The organism is Hymenobacter swuensis DY53, from assembly GCF_000576555.1.
GTDB lineage: Bacteria > Bacteroidota > Bacteroidia > Cytophagales > Hymenobacteraceae > Hymenobacter > Hymenobacter swuensis.
This window is the reverse complement of sequence record NZ_CP007145.1, coordinates 457,887-476,419: the sequence shown is the minus strand read 5'-3', so window position 1 is coordinate 476,419 and position 18,533 is coordinate 457,887. Positions and strand designations below refer to the sequence as shown.

The window sequence follows — 18,533 nt, the reverse complement described above, 5'->3', positions numbered from 1 at the left end:
TGGTGATTTAGTGAGTTGGTGACTTAGCGCGTTTATCTTTTGCACCGCGCAAGCAGTAAACGCGCTAAATCACCAACTCACCAAATCACCGTTACTTTTGCGGCGTGATATACGACTCGCTGGTTAAGCCCCTGCTTTTTCGCCTGGATGCGGAGAAGGCTCATCATCTGGTATTTGACAACCTGAAGCGGGCCTACCGGCTGCCGGGGGCGGCGGCGGTGTTGCGGGGGCTTTACGATTTTCAGCACCCCAACCTGGAGCGCGACGTGCTGGGGCTGCGGTTCCGCAACCCGGTAGGGCTGGCGGCCGGCTTCGATAAGAACGCCGAGCTGACCGACGAGCTGGGCGCGCTGGGCTTCGGTTTTGTGGAAATTGGCACCGTGACGCCCCGGCCCCAGCCCGGTAACCCGGTTCCACGCCTGTTCCGGCTGCCACAGGATAAGGCGCTGGTGAACCGGATGGGCTTTAATAACCTTGGAGCCGAGGCTGCCGCCACCCGCCTGCGCCAACGCCGCAACCAAGACCTAATTATCGGGGGCAACATCGGCAAGAATAAGGATACGCCCAACGAGCTGGCTGCGCACGATTACGTGGCCTGCGTGGAGGCCCTGCATGAGGTGGTGGATTATTTCGTGGTGAATGTATCGTCGCCGAACACGCCGGGCCTGCGGCAGCTGCAGGAGCGGGAGCCGCTGATTCAGCTGTTGCAGCAGGTGCAGGAACGCAACCAAGCATTACCGGCTCCCCGGCCGCTATTGCTCAAAATTGCGCCCGACCTCACCGATTCGCAGCTTGATGATATCCTACTCATCGCCCGCGAAACCAACCTCAATGGCCTGGTTGCGACCAACACCACCATCAGTCGGGCCGGTCTTTCCACCCCCGAAACCCAGGTAGCCGCGCTGGGAGCCGGGGGGCTCAGTGGCAAGCCCCTGCGCCAGCGGGCCACCGAGGTAATCCGCTACTTGAGTAAGGGCAGCCGAGGCCAGTTGCCTATCATCGGCGTGGGCGGAATTTTTTCCGCTCAAGATGCCCGTGAAAAGCTGGAAGCCGGCGCGGTGCTGCTGCAGCTCTATACCGGTTTTATTTACGAAGGCCCAGGCCTCGTGCGAAGTATCAACGGCGAACTGGTGAAATAGTCCGGCTGTCATTGCGAGTTGCGCGAAGCACCCGAAGGACAACTTTATAACTGCACCGCTTCACCTTTGGGCACATGGCGGCGCTGCATCCATATGAGGACGGGCACCAGCACCAACGTAGGCCAGAGGAAGTTGAGCGGGAACGGAATGAACTTAAGGCTGGTGGCGGAAAACGCCGATACCGCCGCAATGTAGGAGCCCATGAAGCCCGAAATGTGGTTGCGCAGCCATTGCCCGGCAGGCCAGGGCCCTGGCCGCCGGAAGGCCCAGAGCTGCCGCCCGGTTGTCATAAGGCCAATGGCTCCGAAGATCACCATCACCACATTGAAGGGCCGCGCCCACAGCCCATAGCCCAGCGTACCGGCAAACACCGCCAAGCCTAGTAGTGCGCTTGCCCAGTCGTAGAAGCCGGGCTGCTGGCCTTGGCCTATGCGCTTGTGCCGCAACGAGCGGTAGCCGAACTGCGCCAGATATAAGCTGAACACGCCCGTGAGCAACAAAAACGTCAGCCCTTTGAAGCTGGCCGACGCAATAGCCGTGGTACCCGCCACCAGCATGGCATAGAAAAACACCTTCCCCCAGAACCGGTGGGCCGACCCTCCTTTCCGCACAACAAGCGCCACCGGAGCCACGAAGAAGCCGGTAAAACCAGCCGCAATGTGCAGCCAGCGGTTCAGAAGCAGAAAGGTCTCCATAGCAGTGAGGTTGCGAAAGGTGAAGTTGTGCAGGCAAGATGGCGTGGCGGCGCAGCAACTGCCATTCGGAGTTACCCAAGCGTCGGACTCCTCCCCTGAACTGCCGTTTACCGCCGCTCAGCTGCGTCCAATTATGCAGCCAACACGTCATGCAGCAAGGAGCATCTCGCGTCCTGACCTACGTTTTCCACCCGTGCCGCCTTACAGCTTCAGCCCCAGTCGCCACTCAATTACGTCGGCGGCTCCACCATGTACTTTCAGGTCAATGTTGCCGAATACCCGCTCAGTAAAATGGTATTTAATGCCCAGCCGCTCGTAGTAAAACCGGTTGGATTTGTACGGATTGTAGAAATACAGCCCAAGGTGCGACACAAAAGCCAACCGCCCGAACAGCAGTTCGTGGCCCACGTAAGCACCGGCCTTTTTCACGTCGGGCAATTGGTCGCTCGTACGGGCCGTGTCGCGGAGTTGCGCGGTCAGGCTCCGGTCGTGGAAGCCTTCCAGCCCGGCTACCAAGTTGCTTTTGCGGTTTATGCGCCGGCCCACGGCCAGGGTCACTGCGTTGACGAGGTAGTGCTGGTTATCGGTTTCGTTGCGCTGTTTCCACCCCACGGAAGTGCTTATATTCAGAAAATTACGCCCAACATCGGTGGGCTCTGGCGTGGGGCTGGTGTTGAGCGGCTGCAGTGGGCGTTGCTGATGGTAGTTGAGGCCCAGGAGCACGGTAGGCAGGTTTATACCAAAGTTGGGTTTGGTGGTGGCCCCGTTGGAATAGTGGTTCAGCCCAAGCCCTAACAGCAGGCCCAGATGTTCCGTCAGGGCCACGTCATACTCCAGGCGGGCCTGGAGCGTGGCATTCAGCCGGGAGCCGATGAGGGTATTTTTGTGGTTGGTTGCGGCCTCAAAACGCACCGGGAAGTAGCCCAGGCCTGTACCCAGTCGAAAGTTGAACTCCTGCCGTCGGGTGCGCCAGAATGATTTGTTCACGTACACGCTGGCCGCGTAGGAGCGGCCCAGCCGCGCATTGTGATAATCGTAATACACCAGCGCCAGCCCTACTTTCGGGTACTTGTACCAGGCGTGCCAGGGAGCCGCGCCGTTGGTCTGGCGCTGCAGGTTCAGCTCCAGGCCCGTGGGGTGCGACACAGCCAGATGCTGCACCGAAGGCGTGTGGGCCAGAATGAAGCCACCCTGCGCGTAGGCCCCCAGTACCAGCGGAGCCGCGACTGGGGCAGTCTGTGCCCGCAGGCCACTCCAGCCGGTCCCGGAAAGCAGTCCGGCCAGTAGCCATCCGTACCGAATCATCATAAAAAAACTGCAAGCCTGAACGCCAAAAGTAGCGAAATCAACTTGGTAGCCCCCCGGAAACCACCTGTTTTATCTTGTTTGATAACCCGCTGCCACTGTAGCAGTTAGTTGGAAACGCGCCTGTTACGTTTTGGTGAATTCCAGAGAAAATATGATTTATGCTGCAACCCTACGGTGCTGCTTTACGCTATGAGCCCCTGAAAACCACGAGGAACGTGGCTGTTGTGGTCGGTGAAGTGGTTGTTGATCTGTGCGTTCAAATCCCCCTATTGTCATGAAAAAATTTGCACTGCTGGCCGCTTTGGGCGTTGCCTCCGTTTCCGTTGTAAACGCTCAGGATGCCGGCGGCTTCCGCATCGGGGTGAAAGTAGGCGGTACCTACTCCAACATTTCCGGCGACAACGTGAGCCAGATTACCGGCGCTAACTATAGCACCGACCTGGGCGACTACAAGCTGGGCTACAACGCCGGCGTGGGCGTGAGCATCCCACTGTCTTCGGACGGGTTTTTCTCCTTTGCTCCCGAGTTGCTCTATAACCGCAAGGGCTACGAAATTCAGACTAAGCAAACCACGAATCTGGCGGCTAACGTGAAGTCGGTAGAGCAGGAGCAGCAGCGCGTGCTGCACTACTTGGATGTACCGCTGTTGGCTAAAATCAACGCTGGCGGTTTGTTCTTCGAGCTGGGTCCGCAGGTAAGCTACCTCTTCGGCTCCAAGAATAAGTCGCAGACGACCACTAAGTACACCAACGGCGACAAGGACAAAGTGGAGAACAACGGTGCCTTTCTGGACTACACCGGTATCAGCCGCGACGACGCCTACAAGTCTGACCTCGCTCAGTTCGACATCAGCGGCGTGGCTGGTGTGGGCTACATGACCGACGGCGGCATCAGCCTGGGTTTGCGTTACGCCCGGGGCTTCAACTCACTCATTGATACCAAAGACCAGGACAACGAGCCGAAGGCCTTCAACAACGCCTTCACCCTGCAGCTCGGCTACCTGATTCCGACCAAATAACCGGACTTGAATGCCCAGAATGGCTGCTTTCCTACGGGGATGCAGCCATTTTTTTCAGCTGATGTATACGCCTTTACCCGATTACGGCCGTTAAGGCAGCAGGCTGGCACACTTTTCGTACTCCGGCCGTGAACTTTTTTGTTTTCCCTCACCACCCCTAACTTCTGCTACGCTCATGAAAAAGTCACTACTGGCCGCTGCGGCCCTGCTGGCCACTGTTGCCGTTTCCGAATCGAAGGCGCAAGGTATCCGCTTCGGCCTGAAAGGCGGCGGCAACCTCTCTAACATTTCGGGTGATCTGACGAACGAGGACCAGTACAAGAACAAATTCGGTTTTCACGGCGGAGCTATGCTGAACATCGGCCTGCTGGATGACGGTTTCCTGTCGGTGCAGCCGGAGGTGCTGTTTTCGCAGAAAGGCTTTACCTACGCCGACGACGAGTTTACCGTGGGCGGCCTCAAGTACAAGTATGACGGCGACCGGACCTACAATTACATTGATGTGCCGGTGCTGCTGAAAGTACGCGCCGGTGGTGCCTATTTTGAGGCCGGCCCGCAGTACAGCTACCTGCTGAAAGTGAAGGATGAATCCAGCGTGTCCGTCAATGGCAACACGGCCTTCCAGCGCCAGGGCGTGGCTAACCTCGACAACGTGAACCGCAACGAAATCGGGTACGCGGCCGGGCTGGGCTACCAGGCCGACAACGGCTTCATGCTGGGTCTGCGCTACAACGGCTCGTTCACCGACTTCGCCAAGGACGGCTACACCGGCGACGCCGACGTGCGTAACGCCCGCAACTCGGTGTTTCAGGCGTCGGTGGGCTTCCTGCTGCCAGGCAAATAGGCCGGGCTTCTAACCAGCTTATCCAGCGGCCTCTCTCCATTCGGAGGGAGGCCGTTTTTGTGGGTTTCCGTAGTTGCCACGGCATTTGCGCGTAGCTTCGCGCTCCGTTTCTCTTTTCGTTCTTCCTTCCTTTTCGCATGAAGAAAGCTCTTTTCTCCCTGTTGCTGCTCACCGGCCTGAGCGGCGCCGCCCAGGCACAGCGCAACGTATCCCTGGGGCTGAAGGCCGGTGGTACGCTCTCCAACTTCGTGGGCGAGCAGGCCGACAGCTACAAGAACGCCGTCGGGTTTCAGGCCGGCGGCTTCGCCAATATTGGCCTCTCGAAGCTGTTTGCCTTTCAGCCGGAGGTCATCTACTCCCGCAAGGGTGCCAAGCTCCCCTCCTCCCCCGAGGTAACCACCCGCCTCGATTACGTGGATGTGCCGCTGGTTTTCCACGTCAACGTGGATGGCCTATTCTTCGAAGCCGGCCCGCAGGTGGGCTTTCTGGTCGCCGCCCGCCGCAAAACCGACAACCAGAGCCTTGATGTGAAGCCTAGCTACAACACCGTGGATGCCGGTTACCTGTTCGGCCTCGGCTACCAGCGCAAAACCGGCCTGGGCGTGGGCCTGCGCTACAACGGCGGCATCACGAACATCGAAAAATCGGTACTGGTGGGCACCACCGAGGTGCAGAACAACATCCGCAACAGTGCCTTCCAGCTGTACCTGACGTATTCGTTCCAGGGGAATTAGGTGGGACTCGTTGATTCAGGAGCGGTGTAGAGACGCGGCACTTCGCGTCTCCGCGTTGAACGGCTGGAGCCGCGCCGTTTCACCAAACAACGTCAGCAACGAGGAAACGCGAAGTGTCGCGTCTCTACACCGTTCCACACAAAAACGCCCGGCTACTGTGGTAGTAGCCGGGCGTTTTTATATACGGGCAAATGGCTGCCTAGCCCTTCACGGCCGCCGCGTAGTTGCGGTAGAAGTGCGGGATGGTTTCGATGCCTTTCAGGAAGTTGAATACGCCGTAGTGCTCATTGGGCGAGTGGATGGCGTCGGAGTCCAGGCCGAAGCCGAGCAGCACGGTATCCAGGCCCAGCTCGCTCTTGAACATGGCCACGATGGGAATGGAACCGCCGCCGCGCGTAGGAATGGGGCGCTTACCGAAGGTGGTTTCCATGGCGTCGGCCGCCGCTTTGTAGGCCACCGAGTCGGTGGGGGTTACCACCGGCTCGCCGCCGTGGTGGGGCTTCACCTTCACCGTCACGCCGCTGGGCGCAATCCGCTCGAAGTGCTGCTGGAACAGCTGGGTAATTTCCTCCGAGGTCTGGTTAGGCACCAGGCGCATCGAAATTTTGGCGTAGGCCTTGGAGGCAATAACCGTTTTGGCGCCCTCACCGGTGTAGCCGCCCCAGATGCCGTTCACGTCCAGGGTGGGCCGGATGCCGATGCGCTCCACGGTAGTGTAGCCCTGCTCGCCGTAGGTGTCGGGCAGGCCGATGCTCTTTTTGAACTCGTCGTCGGAGTGCGGCACGCGGTTCAGCTCGGCACGCTCGTCGTCGGTGAGGACGGCCACGTTGTTATAGAACTCGGGGATGGTAATGTGGTTGTTCTCGTCGTGCAGGCTGGCAATCATCTTGCAGAGCACGTTGATGGGGTTGGCCACCGCGCCACCATAGAGGCCGGAGTGCAGGTCGCGGTTGGGGCCGGTTACTTCCACCTCGTGGTAGCTCAGCCCACGCAGGCCTACCTCGATGCTGGGCTCGTCGTTGGCCAGCATGCCAGTGTCGGAAATCAGGATAACGTCGGCCTTGAGCTTCTCCTTGTTGGCACGCACAAAGATGCCGAGGTTGTTGGAGCCGATTTCCTCCTCGCCTTCAATCATTACCTTGATGTTGCAGGGCAGGCCGCCGTCCTGGTTCATTACTTCCAGGGCTTTTACGTGCATATACACTTGGCCTTTGTCGTCGCAGGCGCCGCGGGCGTAAATCTTCTCGTCTTTGATAACGGGCTCGAACGGGGGCGAATCCCACAGCTCGTAGGGGTCGGCGGGCTGCACGTCGTAGTGGCCGTACACCAACACCGTGGGCAGGGCGGGGTCAATGATTTTCTCGCCGTACACGATGGGGTTGCCGGCCGTGGGGCACAGCTCCACGTTTTCCAGGCCTACTTCCAGGAAGCGGGCCTTTAGGTACTCAGCGGCCTTGAGCACGTCGCCGTGAAACTTGGGGTCGGCGGAAACCGACGGAATACGGAGCCAGTCGATGAGTTCGGTGAGGAAACGCTGCTGGTTCTGCTCGAGGTAGGAAGCCATGCGGGGTGGTTTTGGGGTTGGAAATGCGGGGGTAAAGGTAGAAAGGCGCGGCGGTAGAAGCAGCTTATTCCTTCGGAAGGTACTCGTGCACGATTTCCCAAGCGCGGGCTAAACTGATGCCCTCCCGCTGCGCTACGGCCAGCGGATGGTCGGTAGGTTCCAACTCAATACTGGGACGCTGCCCGTTTCCGATGAAGTGCGCTTTTGACTTCAGCAGAATGGTAGGTGAAAATGCGTTGACTTCGGTGCAGAACCAGCCAAAAAACGGCCCTATATCGGTCGAGTCAGGCTGCTCACGATAAGCATGGAAATGCTCTGCTTTCTGACTCACCCACACGCCAAAGCCCAATGTTTGCTCCTGCTCATGCACCGGAATTTCCAGCACTCCTCGAATGAAATAATGCTCGTCATCCAAGATGCACATATCTGCCGTCAGCACAACCCGGTCCTGCCGTTCCTCTTCCGAGACGTCGTGTATCATGTAAGGCATTGCTGAGCCAATGTCTGGCAATTCTTCGTGTGTCCTACCGCAACAGGCACATTGGTAGCTCATCCTTCCTACTTCTTATCCCAGGGCATGGGCACGCGGCTTTCGGTGCCGGCGCGCAGGCGCTGGATGTTGGCGCGGTGGGTGTAGATGAGCAGCCCGGCCACCACGAAGCCAAACCACACGAGCAGCTGGTTATCGGGGCGGAACGGGGGCAGCAACTGGAGCAAAGCAAACACCACCCCGGCCGACATGCTGCTCAGCGACACATAGCGTGACACCAGCAGCACCGCAACAAACACCAGAATGCACACGCCCACGGTAGCCGGGGCAATGGCCAGCATCACACCCAGAATGGTAGCCACGCCCTTGCCGCCCCGGAACCCGGCCCAGATAGGGTAAATATGCCCCACCACCGCCAGCACCCCACAAGCCAGCTGGTAGTACAGCAGTTGCGAAGGCAGAATGGCACCCTGGTTCAGCATCACCGTGGCCAGCGAGGTAGCTACCCAGCCTTTCAGCACATCCACGGCCATTACGAAGGAACCGGGCTTTTTGCCCAGCACCCGGAAGGTGTTGGTGGCCCCAGAGTTGCCGGAGCCATGCTCCCGGATATCCAGCCCGAAAAACGCCCGTCCCACCCACAAAGCCGTTGGGATGGAGCCGATGAGGTAAGCGGCCACCAGCAGGCCGAGCACTAAGGGGAGATTCATGCGGGAAGGGAGTAGCGGTTCAGTCGATGGGGTAAAGATACGGAGCCGGGGCACGGGCAGTTGAGGAATATCAAACGGTCATGCTGAGCGTAGCCGGAGGCGAAGTCGAAGCATCTCTACCGCTTCGGTCGGTGGATTACCACAGCAACGAAGCGGTAGAGATTCTTCGACAAGCTCAGCATGACCGTTCCATAGTTAGGCTCAAATACAACGCCCCGGCCGCTGGGCGGCCGGGGCGTTGTGATTACTCTTCGCCGAAGGGGTCGTTGGCATCTTTCTTCTTTTTCTTCTTTGACTCCTTCTTGGGCTCTTCCGTCGGCGCATCGGCGGGCGGGGTGGCTTCTACGGCTTCGTCTTTTTTCTTCTTCTTTTTGCCGGTGTCCTCGGCGGGGGCGGCATCGGCGGCAGGGGCCGGAGCGGCTTCTACTGGCTCGTCCTTTTTCTTCTTCTTTTTACTGGTAGGCTCTTCCACGGGCGGGGCGGCGTTGGGGTCGGCTTCCAGGGCTTCTTCTACCGGATCCTTCTTCTTCTTTTTCTTCTTGCTAGCATCCTGGTCGAAATCGAAGTTGCCGGTAGGCTCAGGCTGGGTGATATTGATCTTCTTCTTGGTCGTCTCGTTCAGATAGTCCTTGCGGAAATGGTTGAGGAAGGTCTGCACCTCCATGTCGTCGCCCAGATAGAAGCCGTACTCGGTGGCCGTGTTGTAGTCGCCCTTAGCCTTGAGGCCGATAATTTCATCAAATGAGCCGTGCTGGGCCTTCGCCAGCATCACGTTGTTGGAGTATTTGAGGTAGTACCACGTCTGGGGCTCGGCTTCCAGGTACAGCTCCACGGCGTCGCCGGTGCTTTCCTTCTTGATTTCGATGTAGCCGTCAATCAGGGCATTAATATCCTTCTTGCCCACGCTCACCAGCCCAATCTTGCCCACCGAGTACCAGGCCTTGCGCTTGTCGTTCCAGCGCAGGTTCACCTGGCTCAGCACGATGGTGTGCAGGAATTTGGCCGATACCTTCTGGAGCGGCACGTAGCCGCCCTTGCGGGTGCTGTAGTCTTGCACCACCTTGTTGCCCACAAATTCGCCCATCTTGTAGAGCTGGGCCGGCGAGCCGGTAAGGGCCTCGGGCGCCCCTTTGGCATTAGTAGCCAGGTCGGTGCCCATAGCCTCTAGGGCCTTCTCCGGCAGCACAATATCAAAGGCCAGGAAGGTATCCAGGTCGTAGAGGTTGCTGTCGGGTTTGGCCGTACCCAGGCCGGCGGCCGTGAGGGTGTAGTCTTTGTTGGAGTTGATAAGGTTGAGCTTACCCCGGAAGTTCAGCTGACCGGTGGAGTCCTGCAGGCTCATCACCGCGCCCTCATATACATCGGGGTCGGCGGGGTCGTGCTGGCTGATGGTATACACCCGGCTTTTAGGGTTATAGCGCAACGTACCGTCTACCTCAAACAGGTTCATATCCGTCACGCCGGGCTTGGGAGCCACAAACAGCGGGTAGATCTTGTTGGTCCCGTCGTTCATGAACAGGCCCGAAAGCATAGGCGTGCCATCCTCGGTTTTGGGCTTGTTGAGCTTGATGCGGATGGCCTTGGGGTCGATGGTGTCCTGTACCGCAAACCACTCGGAAGCTGCCGCCGACTTCACGAAGTTCAGCTTGGCCTGCCCGTCGAAGGTGAAACCCTTCTTCTGCGAGTTCATGGTGATGCCGCCCCGATACCCGATGCGGGGCGCGAGGTTGAACTTGTCGGTAGCGGCCAGGGTGGCCACGGCCAGCGTGGGCGGCGAGGGTGGGGTTTCCGTCTCGTCGCCGGCCGGCCCGCGCTTCAGCAGGCCCTTCGCTACGCCGCCCTTGCGGCCCACCGAGGCCATGGCCATAGCCGTGGAATCGACGTGAAAGTTAGCAAACTTGATGGCGAAGGAGTCGGCGGTGGTTTTGTAGTTGTAGAGGGCGTTGCCGCTGAAGGCCGTGCGCGAGAGCACCCGGATTTCGCCCTTATACAGGTTGTGGTACTTGCGCAGAGTATCCATCACAATGCCCGCGTTCTGGAAGGCGCGCATCTCGGCGTTGGGCAGAATGTACACCTTGCTGGAGTCGGGCATAATCCAGGCATCGGCCGAGGAAATGCGCGGTACGCCGCCGGCCACCAGCCGGTAGCGGCTCAGGTCGTACTGGCCCGTGGCGGCCTGGAACTTGAGGCCGCGCTGCTCGGGCTTGGTGCTGTAGAAGAAGGACCGGGACGAGTCGGCCCCGGGCGCCAGCCGCAGCTTCACCAGCTTCGTCTTGAAATCCCACTTGCCGCCCGAAAGCGTGGTGCGGTACTGCGAATACGGCAGCTCAATGCTGGATTTGGTGTCGTCCGATTCGCGGGCGAATTCGGTGTTACCCGCTTTCAGATCGTAGGTGAAGCTCACGTTATTGGCCGTAAGAGCCGGCTTGTTCACCTCCGCCGACTTAATGTTCAGCGTAGACCTGGAGCCCGTGTAGCGGGTCGGCTTGAACACGAACGAGGTGGAGCGGATAAACGACTGCGGCCCATCCATGCGGCCATCACCCAGCAGGCCGCCGGGCGTGTAGGTAAGCGTGCCTTTGAAGCCGTAGGTGGTATCGTATACCTTAAATGCCTCGCCCTTATCTTGGGTGGTCAGGTACATGGAGTCCTGTTTCACGGCCCATTTCATCTGGTAGCCGGGCAGGAAGTTCACCTTGGCAAACTCCGTCCCGTTAAGCGGACCGGGCAGAATAGTGGCCGTTTTGCCCACCGTCACCACGGAGTCCTTATAGAAAATAAACTGGTCGCTCTGGAAGTCGCCGGTCAGGTACTTGATGTTGCCGATGCCCTGGAAGCCCTTGTTGCTCATGGCCACCTTGTTGAAGAGTCGCCCCTTGCCGCCATACAGCGGGAAGCCATCCTTGGGCACGTTGTACACAAAGCCCAGCGAACCATCATCCTGCATGCTCAGCTTGGTGTTGAAGTTGGGCACGATGCCCCCGCTTACGAAGGTGCCCTTGAAGCCCACGGCCGCCCGGTTTTTATTGTTGAGCGAATCCAGCTTGAAGGGCGGAATATCGAAGTACATGGTGGTATCGTAAGCCCCGCCCAGCACTTCCGGCTTATCGAAGAACACGTACGCGCCGGTACTGGCATCGAACGAGGGGTAGGCGCCCAGCTTCTTGCGGCCCGATTTGTTGTTGGGCGCGTTGATGTAGAGGCGGCCGGCCGAGTTCTTTTTCTTATTGGTCAGGGTCCAGTCCACGTCCTTGCGGGCCTTCATCACCGAGCCCTTCGAGCCCTTGCCCTTCACAATGATGGAGTCAATCTTGACCAGATCAATGTAAAAGCCGTCGTAATCGAACTTGAACTCCTTGCCCTTGAAGATGAAGGCCGAGGCCACTACCGTACCGTTGAACTGCACGCCCCGGTTTTTCTGGATGCGGATAATGCTGGAATCCGGCTTCACGAACACCGTCACGGAGTCGTCGGAGAAGTTGAAGCGGTCCACGCCCCGCACAATGAGGTCGTTAGTGTTCAGGTCGAGCGTGGCATTTTTACCCGAGGGCGACAGGCTCTTGATGGCAATGTGGTCGTAGTCCTTCTTGCCGCGCGAGGAATTCACGTAGTGCAGGGCCTTGGGCAGCAGCACAATCTGCTCCGTCTGCGGGTACCAGGCCACGTACCCGTCGCGGGCTAGGCCAGCTACGGCCGAGCGCACGTTATCGGGCTTGAGCTTGCGGAAAGTAGCCACGTCCTGCACCGTAAACAACCGCTTGTTGCCGTTTTCCATGCTGTAGCCTACCACCATCTGCAGCGGGTGCAGCTTGTTAATGGCCTTTATCTGCTGGTAGCGAGTGTTGGTGTAGAATTCCTTCGACTCGAAGTTAGCCGTGACCTGGTTTTTGGCGGTCAGGATGCTGAAGTCGATATAAGGGGTGCGCACGGGCCAGGTCAACAGCTCGGTGGCTACCTCCATCTGGTGGTAGGAGTCGTAATACGGCGTCGATTTGTAGAGGCCGGCCTCGCGGGTCAGCTGCAGTAGCTGCTTGGTCTTGTTATACTTGAGTTGCACGCCGGGGTGGGTAAGCGAGTCCTGCTTATCCTGAAAGATGGAAACCTCCGCGTGCTGAGCCGTAATAACCGAGTCGCCGAGCACGTAGGCCCGGGAGGAGGCCCGGAACTTGGGCTTGCCATCCACGTCCACAATAATGCGCGACAACGCCCCGTCCAAAGACGCCGACAAGGCCCGGTTGCCCGTGAGCGAGAAGCCCCCGAAGTAGCGAATATTGTCTCCGATGTTCTTCACCCGCGCATCGTTGGTGTTGGAGATAAAGCGCGGATACGCCATATCTTTCGCGCCGGGCTTGCGCTGCACACTTTTGTAGGCAAACCAGCCCTTAATAGGCGTTTCCAGCACGGCCGCGTAAGTCAGTGTCACGGGATTCGCCACAAATTCCGACTTGGCCAAGTCAAAATCGTAGCTGGCCAACGCTACCGAGGCGGGGTTGCCGTTCACCTGCCAAGCAAACTCGCCGCCGTAGCCCACAAACCGATTGGTAGTACCCACCACCGCGCCGCTGGTCTTGCGGATATACACGGAGTCAGAGGGTGAAGCCAGAAACAGGTCGGCGTCCTTGAGCAGAATAACCGGCCCGCGGGTAGGCGGCGTCAGGTAGGTATCATAGGAAGGCCGCGCCGTGGCGTCCCAGCCGGAGTCGGCGGGCTTGGCGGCCGTACCGGCCGGCTTTTTGGCAGTACCGCCCCAACCGTCGTCAGCACTGGCCCAGGGGTCTTCGTTGCCCCAGCCGCTATTCTTTTTGGTGTTGATGGGCTTAGACGTAGTGGCCACGGGCGTGGTTGGCGCAACCGGCGCGGGAGCCGGCGGGGCCATCGGGGGCATATCCTGCTTGTTGTAGGCAAAGCTGAACGAGCCGCCCACTACCTGCAGGGTGCTGTACCGGGAGCGGTGCAGAAACCTGGTATCCAGAAACAGCGACGCGCTGGCCAGGAATTTCTCGGCATCGGCAGGCTGCTCCTTTTCCAGGGTTTTACCCGTCACGTCCAGAAACTCCGTCATCTGCTGCTCCGTGAAGTTCTGCACCAATACCCCGGCCGCAATGGCCGTGTAAAACTGCTCGAAGTGGGGCTTGGGCCGGAACTTACGCCCCAGCATGTACTGGCTCAGGGAAATGATGTAGCCCTGCTGCACGCTCGTGAGCTTGTTGGTGGCCCAGGCCTGCTGCAGCCGCGCACCTGCCGTTTTGGCCGCCGCGTTGTTGGTAGTAGCCATCATCGACTGCACATCCACCAGAAACTGAGCGGGCTCGGCACTGAGCTTACCGGCAAATTTGGGAAGGGCCGGAGCCGCCGGGGCCGTGCCGGGCTTAGTAGCCTGGGGCTTTTGCTGGGCCCAAGCCGGCGCACTCAGCCCCATGCCCAACACCACCGCGCAAACCCATCTAAAAGCAAAGTGCTTCATATAATTATTTCGCAGAAACCTGATTACTCGCCTACAATTTCAGGAAAACCCGGCACTTTCCGAGGGCTTCGGATGCCCGCCTCCTCACAATCATACTCTGCCCGGCTTTCGTTCAATTCTGAGTAGCAGCCGGTTTGCCCCAGAAACAGCGCAGCCCGGGCTATAAAACCCAGGCTGCGCGATATGCCTCAAAATCCGGACCAGACTGCTAGGCAGGCTGCCGGAACACGGCCGATACCCAGTGGTTCTGCACCAGATGGCTTTCATACTGAAAACCGGCTTTCTCGGCAGCCTCGCGAATAAGCGGCAGATCATCTTCGTAGAAGCCGCTGAACAGGATGGGGCCGCCGGACTTGAGGTACTGCGCGTATGCGCCCATATCCTCCAGCAGCACATTGCGGTTGATGTTGGCCAGAATCAGGTCGAAGGGCTCCTCTCCTTCCAAAGCGGTTACGTCGCCGAGGCGGGCTTCCACTTTGTCCTGCACGTTATTTTCGAGGGCGTTATCGGCAGCGTTTTCGGCGGTCCAGGGCTCCACATCTACGGCAAGCACGTAATCGGCACCCAGCTGCACAGCCATGACGGCCAGAATGCCGGTTCCGCAGCCCATATCCAGCACCCGCTTTCCTTGGTGGTCGATGTGGAGCTGGTTGGTAATCATCAGGGCCGTGGTATCGTGGTGGCCGGTGCCGAAGGACATGCGCGGCATAATCACGATTTCGTGCTTGAGTTCGGGCCGGGCCTCATGGAAGGGCGCGCGCACCGATACCTGGTCGGCAATAACCAGGGGCTGGAAATTCTTCTCCCACTCGGCGTTCCAGTTCTGGCGGGTAATCACGCGGTGCTCGTAGCCCACGGAGCCCATACCCTCATAGCGGCTCATGATTTCGGCCACGTTATCGGCCGAAAACTGGTCCTCATCAATGTAGGCACAGAAGCCTTCGTCGTTGTCTTCGAAGGTATTGTAGCCCACTTCTGCCAGCTCGGCCACCAGTATATCCGACAGCTCGCGGGGAGCCTGCACGCGCACTTCAACGTAATCCATCAGTCGTTCGGTAAAAAGGCAAAATCGGGGAAACCGGCTGAACCGGGCGGGTAAAGTTCGGCCAAAAAACCGGCTTACCCATACCCGCCACCGCCCGCCACCGGTTTGCATCAGACTATTTTAATATAAAAATATCTTTATTTGAGCAACCAAGTCCACTCCCCTCCTATGAAACGCACACTGCGCTACCTCTCCTTCGTATTCGCCGTTACCACCACGCTTTCTGCCTGCGGCAGCAAAGACAAAGCCGAGGAAACCACCACCGAAACGCAAACCGTTACCACCAGCACTGCGGCTCCGGCACCCGAAGAAACGCCCGAGGCCACGCCCGCTACGGCTACGGCAGCCACCTTCGACATCAATACTGTACCCGTTTCGGCGGCCAACCTGGGCGGCTTTCCTTACCTGAGCGCGCTGAAAGGCTACGAAGTCAACACCAGCAACAGCGAGGACTACGACTTCGAAATGGCCTACGTGTATGATGGCAAGAACCTGGTGCCGATAGAAGGCAAAGTGTCGCAGCGGCTGTTCGACGAAAGCAACGGCGAGAAAAAGGCGTCCGAGCTGATGATTCAGCGCAATTATGAAACCCTGCTCACCGGTCTGGGAGCCGTGAAGGTATTTGCGGGCAAAGTGCCCCAGGAAGCCATTGACAAAATCGGCTCGGATGCGGTGTACAAGCACGGCAAATGGAGCGTCAGCACCGACCACGAAACCAGCACCTACGTCATCCGACAGAAGGACAAAGAAGTATGGGCGCAGGTAACGCCGCTGGGCAGCGACGGGGACTATAACCTCACTGTGACGGAGCGCGCCGCTATGCCGCAACAGGCCACGGTACTACCGGCCGAGGAGCTAAAAAAAAACTAGATACGGAAGGCCACATAGCCCTCTACCTCAACTTCGACACGGATAAAGCCACCCTCCAGCCCGAGTCGGCGGCCACGGTGGCAGAGGTGCTGGCGCTGCTCCGGCAGAATCCGCAGCTGCGCCTGGCCGTACAGGGCCACACCGATAACGTGGGCACTGCGGCTCGTAATCAGCAGCTTTCTGATGACCGCGCCAGTGCCGTAGTGACCGAGCTTACCCAAGCAGGTATTGCGGCTGGTCGCCTCCAAACTGCCGGTTTCGGCCAGACCAAACCGCTGGCCGACAACTCCACGGAAGAAGGACGGGCCAAAAACCGCCGGGTGGAACTGGTGAAGCTGTAGCTATTGTAGAAGTGAGAGGTGAGACATTCGTTCTGTCGGCCCAACTGGGTTTCAGAACAAACGTCTCACCTCTCATTTCTTATAGCGCACTGCTAACTCACTGCTTCCGGCAACCGGCGTAGCTACGCACTTTCGTGTAGTGAATGGAGAAGTCAGCCAGGTTGCGGTTATCCGTCACGAACAGGGCGTAATCGGCGAAGTGAGGCGAATCGGCCAAGTACCAGAGGCCAGCTTTGTCGGCGAAGAGCTTGTTGGTTTCCGGATAGATGAGCACGTCGGCAAAGGCTTCCTCCGGCTCCAGGTACACTACCCCGAAGCACTGGCCCTTCCGGCGTGGGTCAGTTTCCAGAAACACCGAGCCGAAAATCCGGCACCCATCTACGGAAGCCACAACGGCCGAAGCCGTCAGCGGCGCATGGGGCGCGGGCGCAAACGGGTTAAGAGCCAAGAGGCCGGAGAGAAGCAAGGTTGAAAGCATAGCAGATGGCTAGGGAGTATGCCTTGGACAATTATCCGGCCGAAATAAGTTCGTTGTCATTGCGAGTGAAGCGAGGAATCTGAGCTTCTCACAAGAGGGGAACTCAGATTCCTCGCTTCACTCGCAATGACCCCTAAAACGACTTGATAATCTCGGTGAAGTCGCGGGACTTGAGGGCGGCACCGCCGATGAGGCCGCCGTCTACGTCGGGCTGGCTGAACAGCTCGCGGGCGTTCTGGGCGTTGGCCGAGCCGCCGTAGAGGATGCTCGTGTTCAGGGCCGCCTCGGCGTCGTAGGCGCGGGCTATCTGCTCCCGGATGAAGGCGTGTACTTCCTGGGCCTGGGCACTGGTGGCCGTTTTGCCGGTCCCGATGGCCCAGATGGGCTCGTAGGCAATAACTACCTGGTCGAACTCCTCGTTGCTGAGGTGGAACAGGCCGTCTTTCAACTGCTTGCTGATGTAGTTGAAGGTTTCGTCAGCCTCGCGGGTTTCCAAGGTTTCGCCCACGCAGAAAATGGGTTTGAGGCCGGCGGCCAAAGCGGCTTTCAGCTTCTGGCTCAGCAGTTCATCATCCTCACCAAAATACTGGCGGCGCTCCGAGTGGCCCAGAATCACGTACTCCGCCCCCACCGACTGCAGCATCTTGGCCGACACCTCGCCGGTAAACGCGCCGCTTTCCTTCTGGTGGCAGTTCTGGGCCCCCAGGTGGAACCGGCCGCCCTCGGGCAGCTGCTTACCCACGGCCGACAGGAATGGGAACGGCGGACACACCACCACTTCCACGGCCGAGCCGGTTACTTCGTCCTGCACCATGTGCACGATTTCAGAAATCAGGGCCTGCGCATCCTGCAGGGTAGTATTCATTTTCCAGTTGCCGGCGACAATATTCTTACGCATTGCGGAAAGGGTTGAGGTTGGGGGTTGGCCCGCAAGTTAGGGAATGCGGAATGACGTTCCTGTTCTCACTACCTACTACCCACAACTACCGCCTTATTCTCCCTACCCCACCACACCAGCCCCAGCGCCGCCACGGTTACCAGCCCGGCCGCCGCCAGCGCCATCCAAGACAATACCAGGGTATCATCGGCAGCGCGGCGGGCGGCCCAAATACCCACCAGTCCCCAGGTGACGGCCGCCGGGTAGGCCAGCTCCCGGAACCGCTTGGTTACATTCAGGGCCAGCCCGGCCACAATGCCAACCAGAATAATTGCTATTTCGATACCCTTCGCCTCACTCACCTGCCAGCGGGTGCCCAGCGCCACGGTGGCATTCACCACCAGCGCCACCGAAATCCAGCCCAAGTATAAGCCGAAGGGGATATTGACCCAAACCGGAGCCTCGCCCCGGCGCGCAAAGTGCCGCACGCGGCCGTACACCACCGCCAGGCCGGCCAGAATGCCCAGCATCACCACCACGCTCAGCGGCAGTAGTTCATAGGCAAACACCACCAGCCACAGGCCTGTCAGCCCGTTCACCAGCACCAGCGGCCGGGCCACGGCATCGGGGAGCGGGTGGCGGCGCTGGGCCGGCAGCAGCTGCCACACAGCATATACCAGCAGGCTCAGAAATATCACGCCCCAGATGCTGAACGCGTAGCCGGCCGGCGTGAGCGGCGTGGGGTACTTGCCCGATACATCGGCATTGGTCTGCCCGTTAAAGGGAAACCGCTGCGACACATAGTTCAGCGCAATGTTGCCCACAATGGCCGCCGAAGCGGCCCAACGCCAAGCCCAGCTTTCGGTAGGAGCCGTCAGGGCATCAAAAGCAGCTGTGGTAGAAGTGGTAGTATTCATAAATCACAGATGGTGCAGATGAAGTCGCAGATAGCGCTG

The 18,533-nt window shown here is 59.1% G+C and carries 16 protein-coding genes; 6 read left to right on the top strand and 10 right to left on the bottom strand.

Annotated elements, in window-relative coordinates:
- Positions 1-107: 107 nt before the first annotated feature.
- Entirely contained in the window at positions 108-1,139 is a 1,032-nt protein-coding gene (locus HSW_RS03540) for a quinone-dependent dihydroorotate dehydrogenase (RefSeq protein WP_044004067.1), read from the top strand.
- Between the two features lie 44 nt (positions 1,140-1,183).
- Here HSW_RS03540 and HSW_RS03535 read toward each other — a convergent pair whose 3' ends face one another.
- Together HSW_RS03535 and HSW_RS03530 are read right to left on the bottom strand one after the other, a co-directional pair.
- Positions 1,184-1,834 carry a DUF2306 domain-containing protein gene (locus HSW_RS03535; protein ID WP_044000856.1) on the bottom strand — a complete coding sequence of 217 codons (651 nt, stop codon included), beginning with the start codon at positions 1,832-1,834 and terminating at the stop codon, positions 1,184-1,186.
- Positions 1,835-2,035: 201 nt separating this feature from the next.
- Positions 2,036-3,142, bottom strand: coding sequence for an acyloxyacyl hydrolase (locus HSW_RS03530; RefSeq protein ID WP_081768238.1), 1,107 nt, complete (start codon positions 3,140-3,142; stop codon positions 2,036-2,038).
- Between the two features lie 274 nt (positions 3,143-3,416).
- Here HSW_RS03530 and HSW_RS03525 point away from each other — a divergent pair, with 274 nt between their 5' ends.
- The 3 genes from HSW_RS03525 to HSW_RS22475 all read left to right on the top strand — a co-directional run bounded on the left by HSW_RS03525 (position 3,417) and on the right by HSW_RS22475 (position 5,738).
- The gene (locus HSW_RS03525; RefSeq protein ID WP_044000854.1) at positions 3,417-4,160 is read left to right on the top strand and encodes a porin family protein; all 744 of its coding nucleotides are present in this window, start codon (positions 3,417-3,419) and stop codon (positions 4,158-4,160) included.
- Positions 4,161-4,335: 175 nt separating this feature from the next.
- Positions 4,336-5,004, top strand: coding sequence for a porin family protein (locus HSW_RS03520; protein WP_052346071.1), 669 nt, complete (start codon positions 4,336-4,338; stop codon positions 5,002-5,004).
- Positions 5,005-5,141: 137 nt separating this feature from the next.
- On the top strand, positions 5,142-5,738 hold the full coding sequence (locus HSW_RS22475) for a porin family protein (RefSeq protein ID WP_052346070.1): 597 nt from the start codon (positions 5,142-5,144) through the stop codon (positions 5,736-5,738).
- Positions 5,739-5,937: 199 nt separating this feature from the next.
- Here HSW_RS22475 and HSW_RS03510 read toward each other — a convergent pair whose 3' ends face one another.
- The 5 genes from HSW_RS03510 to prmA form a co-directional block, all read right to left on the bottom strand.
- Positions 5,938-7,302: a dipeptidase gene (locus HSW_RS03510; RefSeq protein ID WP_044000853.1), complete on the bottom strand. Its 1,365-nt coding sequence runs from the start codon at positions 7,300-7,302 to the stop codon at positions 5,938-5,940.
- 64 nt (positions 7,303-7,366) lie between these two features.
- Positions 7,367-7,855: a DUF2199 domain-containing protein gene (locus HSW_RS03505; protein WP_044000852.1), complete on the bottom strand. Its 489-nt coding sequence runs from the start codon at positions 7,853-7,855 to the stop codon at positions 7,367-7,369.
- Positions 7,856-7,860: 5 nt separating this feature from the next.
- On the bottom strand, positions 7,861-8,502 hold the full coding sequence (gene plsY, locus HSW_RS03500) for a glycerol-3-phosphate 1-O-acyltransferase PlsY (protein WP_044000851.1): 642 nt from the start codon (positions 8,500-8,502) through the stop codon (positions 7,861-7,863).
- Positions 8,503-8,746: 244 nt separating this feature from the next.
- Positions 8,747-13,966: a hypothetical protein gene (locus HSW_RS03495; RefSeq protein ID WP_155832803.1), complete on the bottom strand. Its 5,220-nt coding sequence runs from the start codon at positions 13,964-13,966 to the stop codon at positions 8,747-8,749.
- A 208-nt stretch (positions 13,967-14,174) separates the two neighbouring features.
- Positions 14,175-15,011 carry a 50S ribosomal protein L11 methyltransferase gene (gene prmA / locus HSW_RS03490; protein WP_044000849.1) on the bottom strand — a complete coding sequence of 279 codons (837 nt, stop codon included), beginning with the start codon at positions 15,009-15,011 and terminating at the stop codon, positions 14,175-14,177.
- A 168-nt stretch (positions 15,012-15,179) separates the two neighbouring features.
- Here prmA and HSW_RS03485 point away from each other — a divergent pair, with 168 nt between their 5' ends.
- Both HSW_RS03485 and HSW_RS03480 read left to right on the top strand, forming a co-directional pair.
- Complete coding sequence (locus HSW_RS03485; RefSeq protein ID WP_044000848.1) at positions 15,180-15,881, top strand: hypothetical protein; 702 nt, start codon at positions 15,180-15,182, stop codon at positions 15,879-15,881.
- Between the two features lie 14 nt (positions 15,882-15,895).
- A complete protein-coding gene (locus HSW_RS03480; protein WP_081768237.1) occupies positions 15,896-16,222 on the top strand; it encodes an OmpA family protein in 327 nt (108 codons plus the stop codon).
- A 97-nt stretch (positions 16,223-16,319) separates the two neighbouring features.
- Here the strand turns inward: HSW_RS03480 and HSW_RS03475 are convergent, their stop codons facing one another.
- From HSW_RS03475 to HSW_RS03465, 3 genes are all read right to left on the bottom strand, one after another.
- Positions 16,320-16,700 (bottom strand): DUF6150 family protein, encoded by a 381-nt coding sequence (locus HSW_RS03475; RefSeq protein ID WP_044000846.1) that lies wholly within the window; start codon positions 16,698-16,700, stop codon positions 16,320-16,322.
- Positions 16,701-16,833: 133 nt separating this feature from the next.
- A complete protein-coding gene (gene tpiA, locus HSW_RS03470; protein WP_044000845.1) occupies positions 16,834-17,598 on the bottom strand; it encodes a triose-phosphate isomerase in 765 nt (254 codons plus the stop codon).
- 68 nt (positions 17,599-17,666) lie between these two features.
- Entirely contained in the window at positions 17,667-18,494 is an 828-nt protein-coding gene (locus tag HSW_RS03465) for a tryptophan-rich sensory protein (RefSeq protein ID WP_052346067.1), read from the bottom strand.
- Between the last annotated feature and the right edge of the window lie 39 nt (positions 18,495-18,533).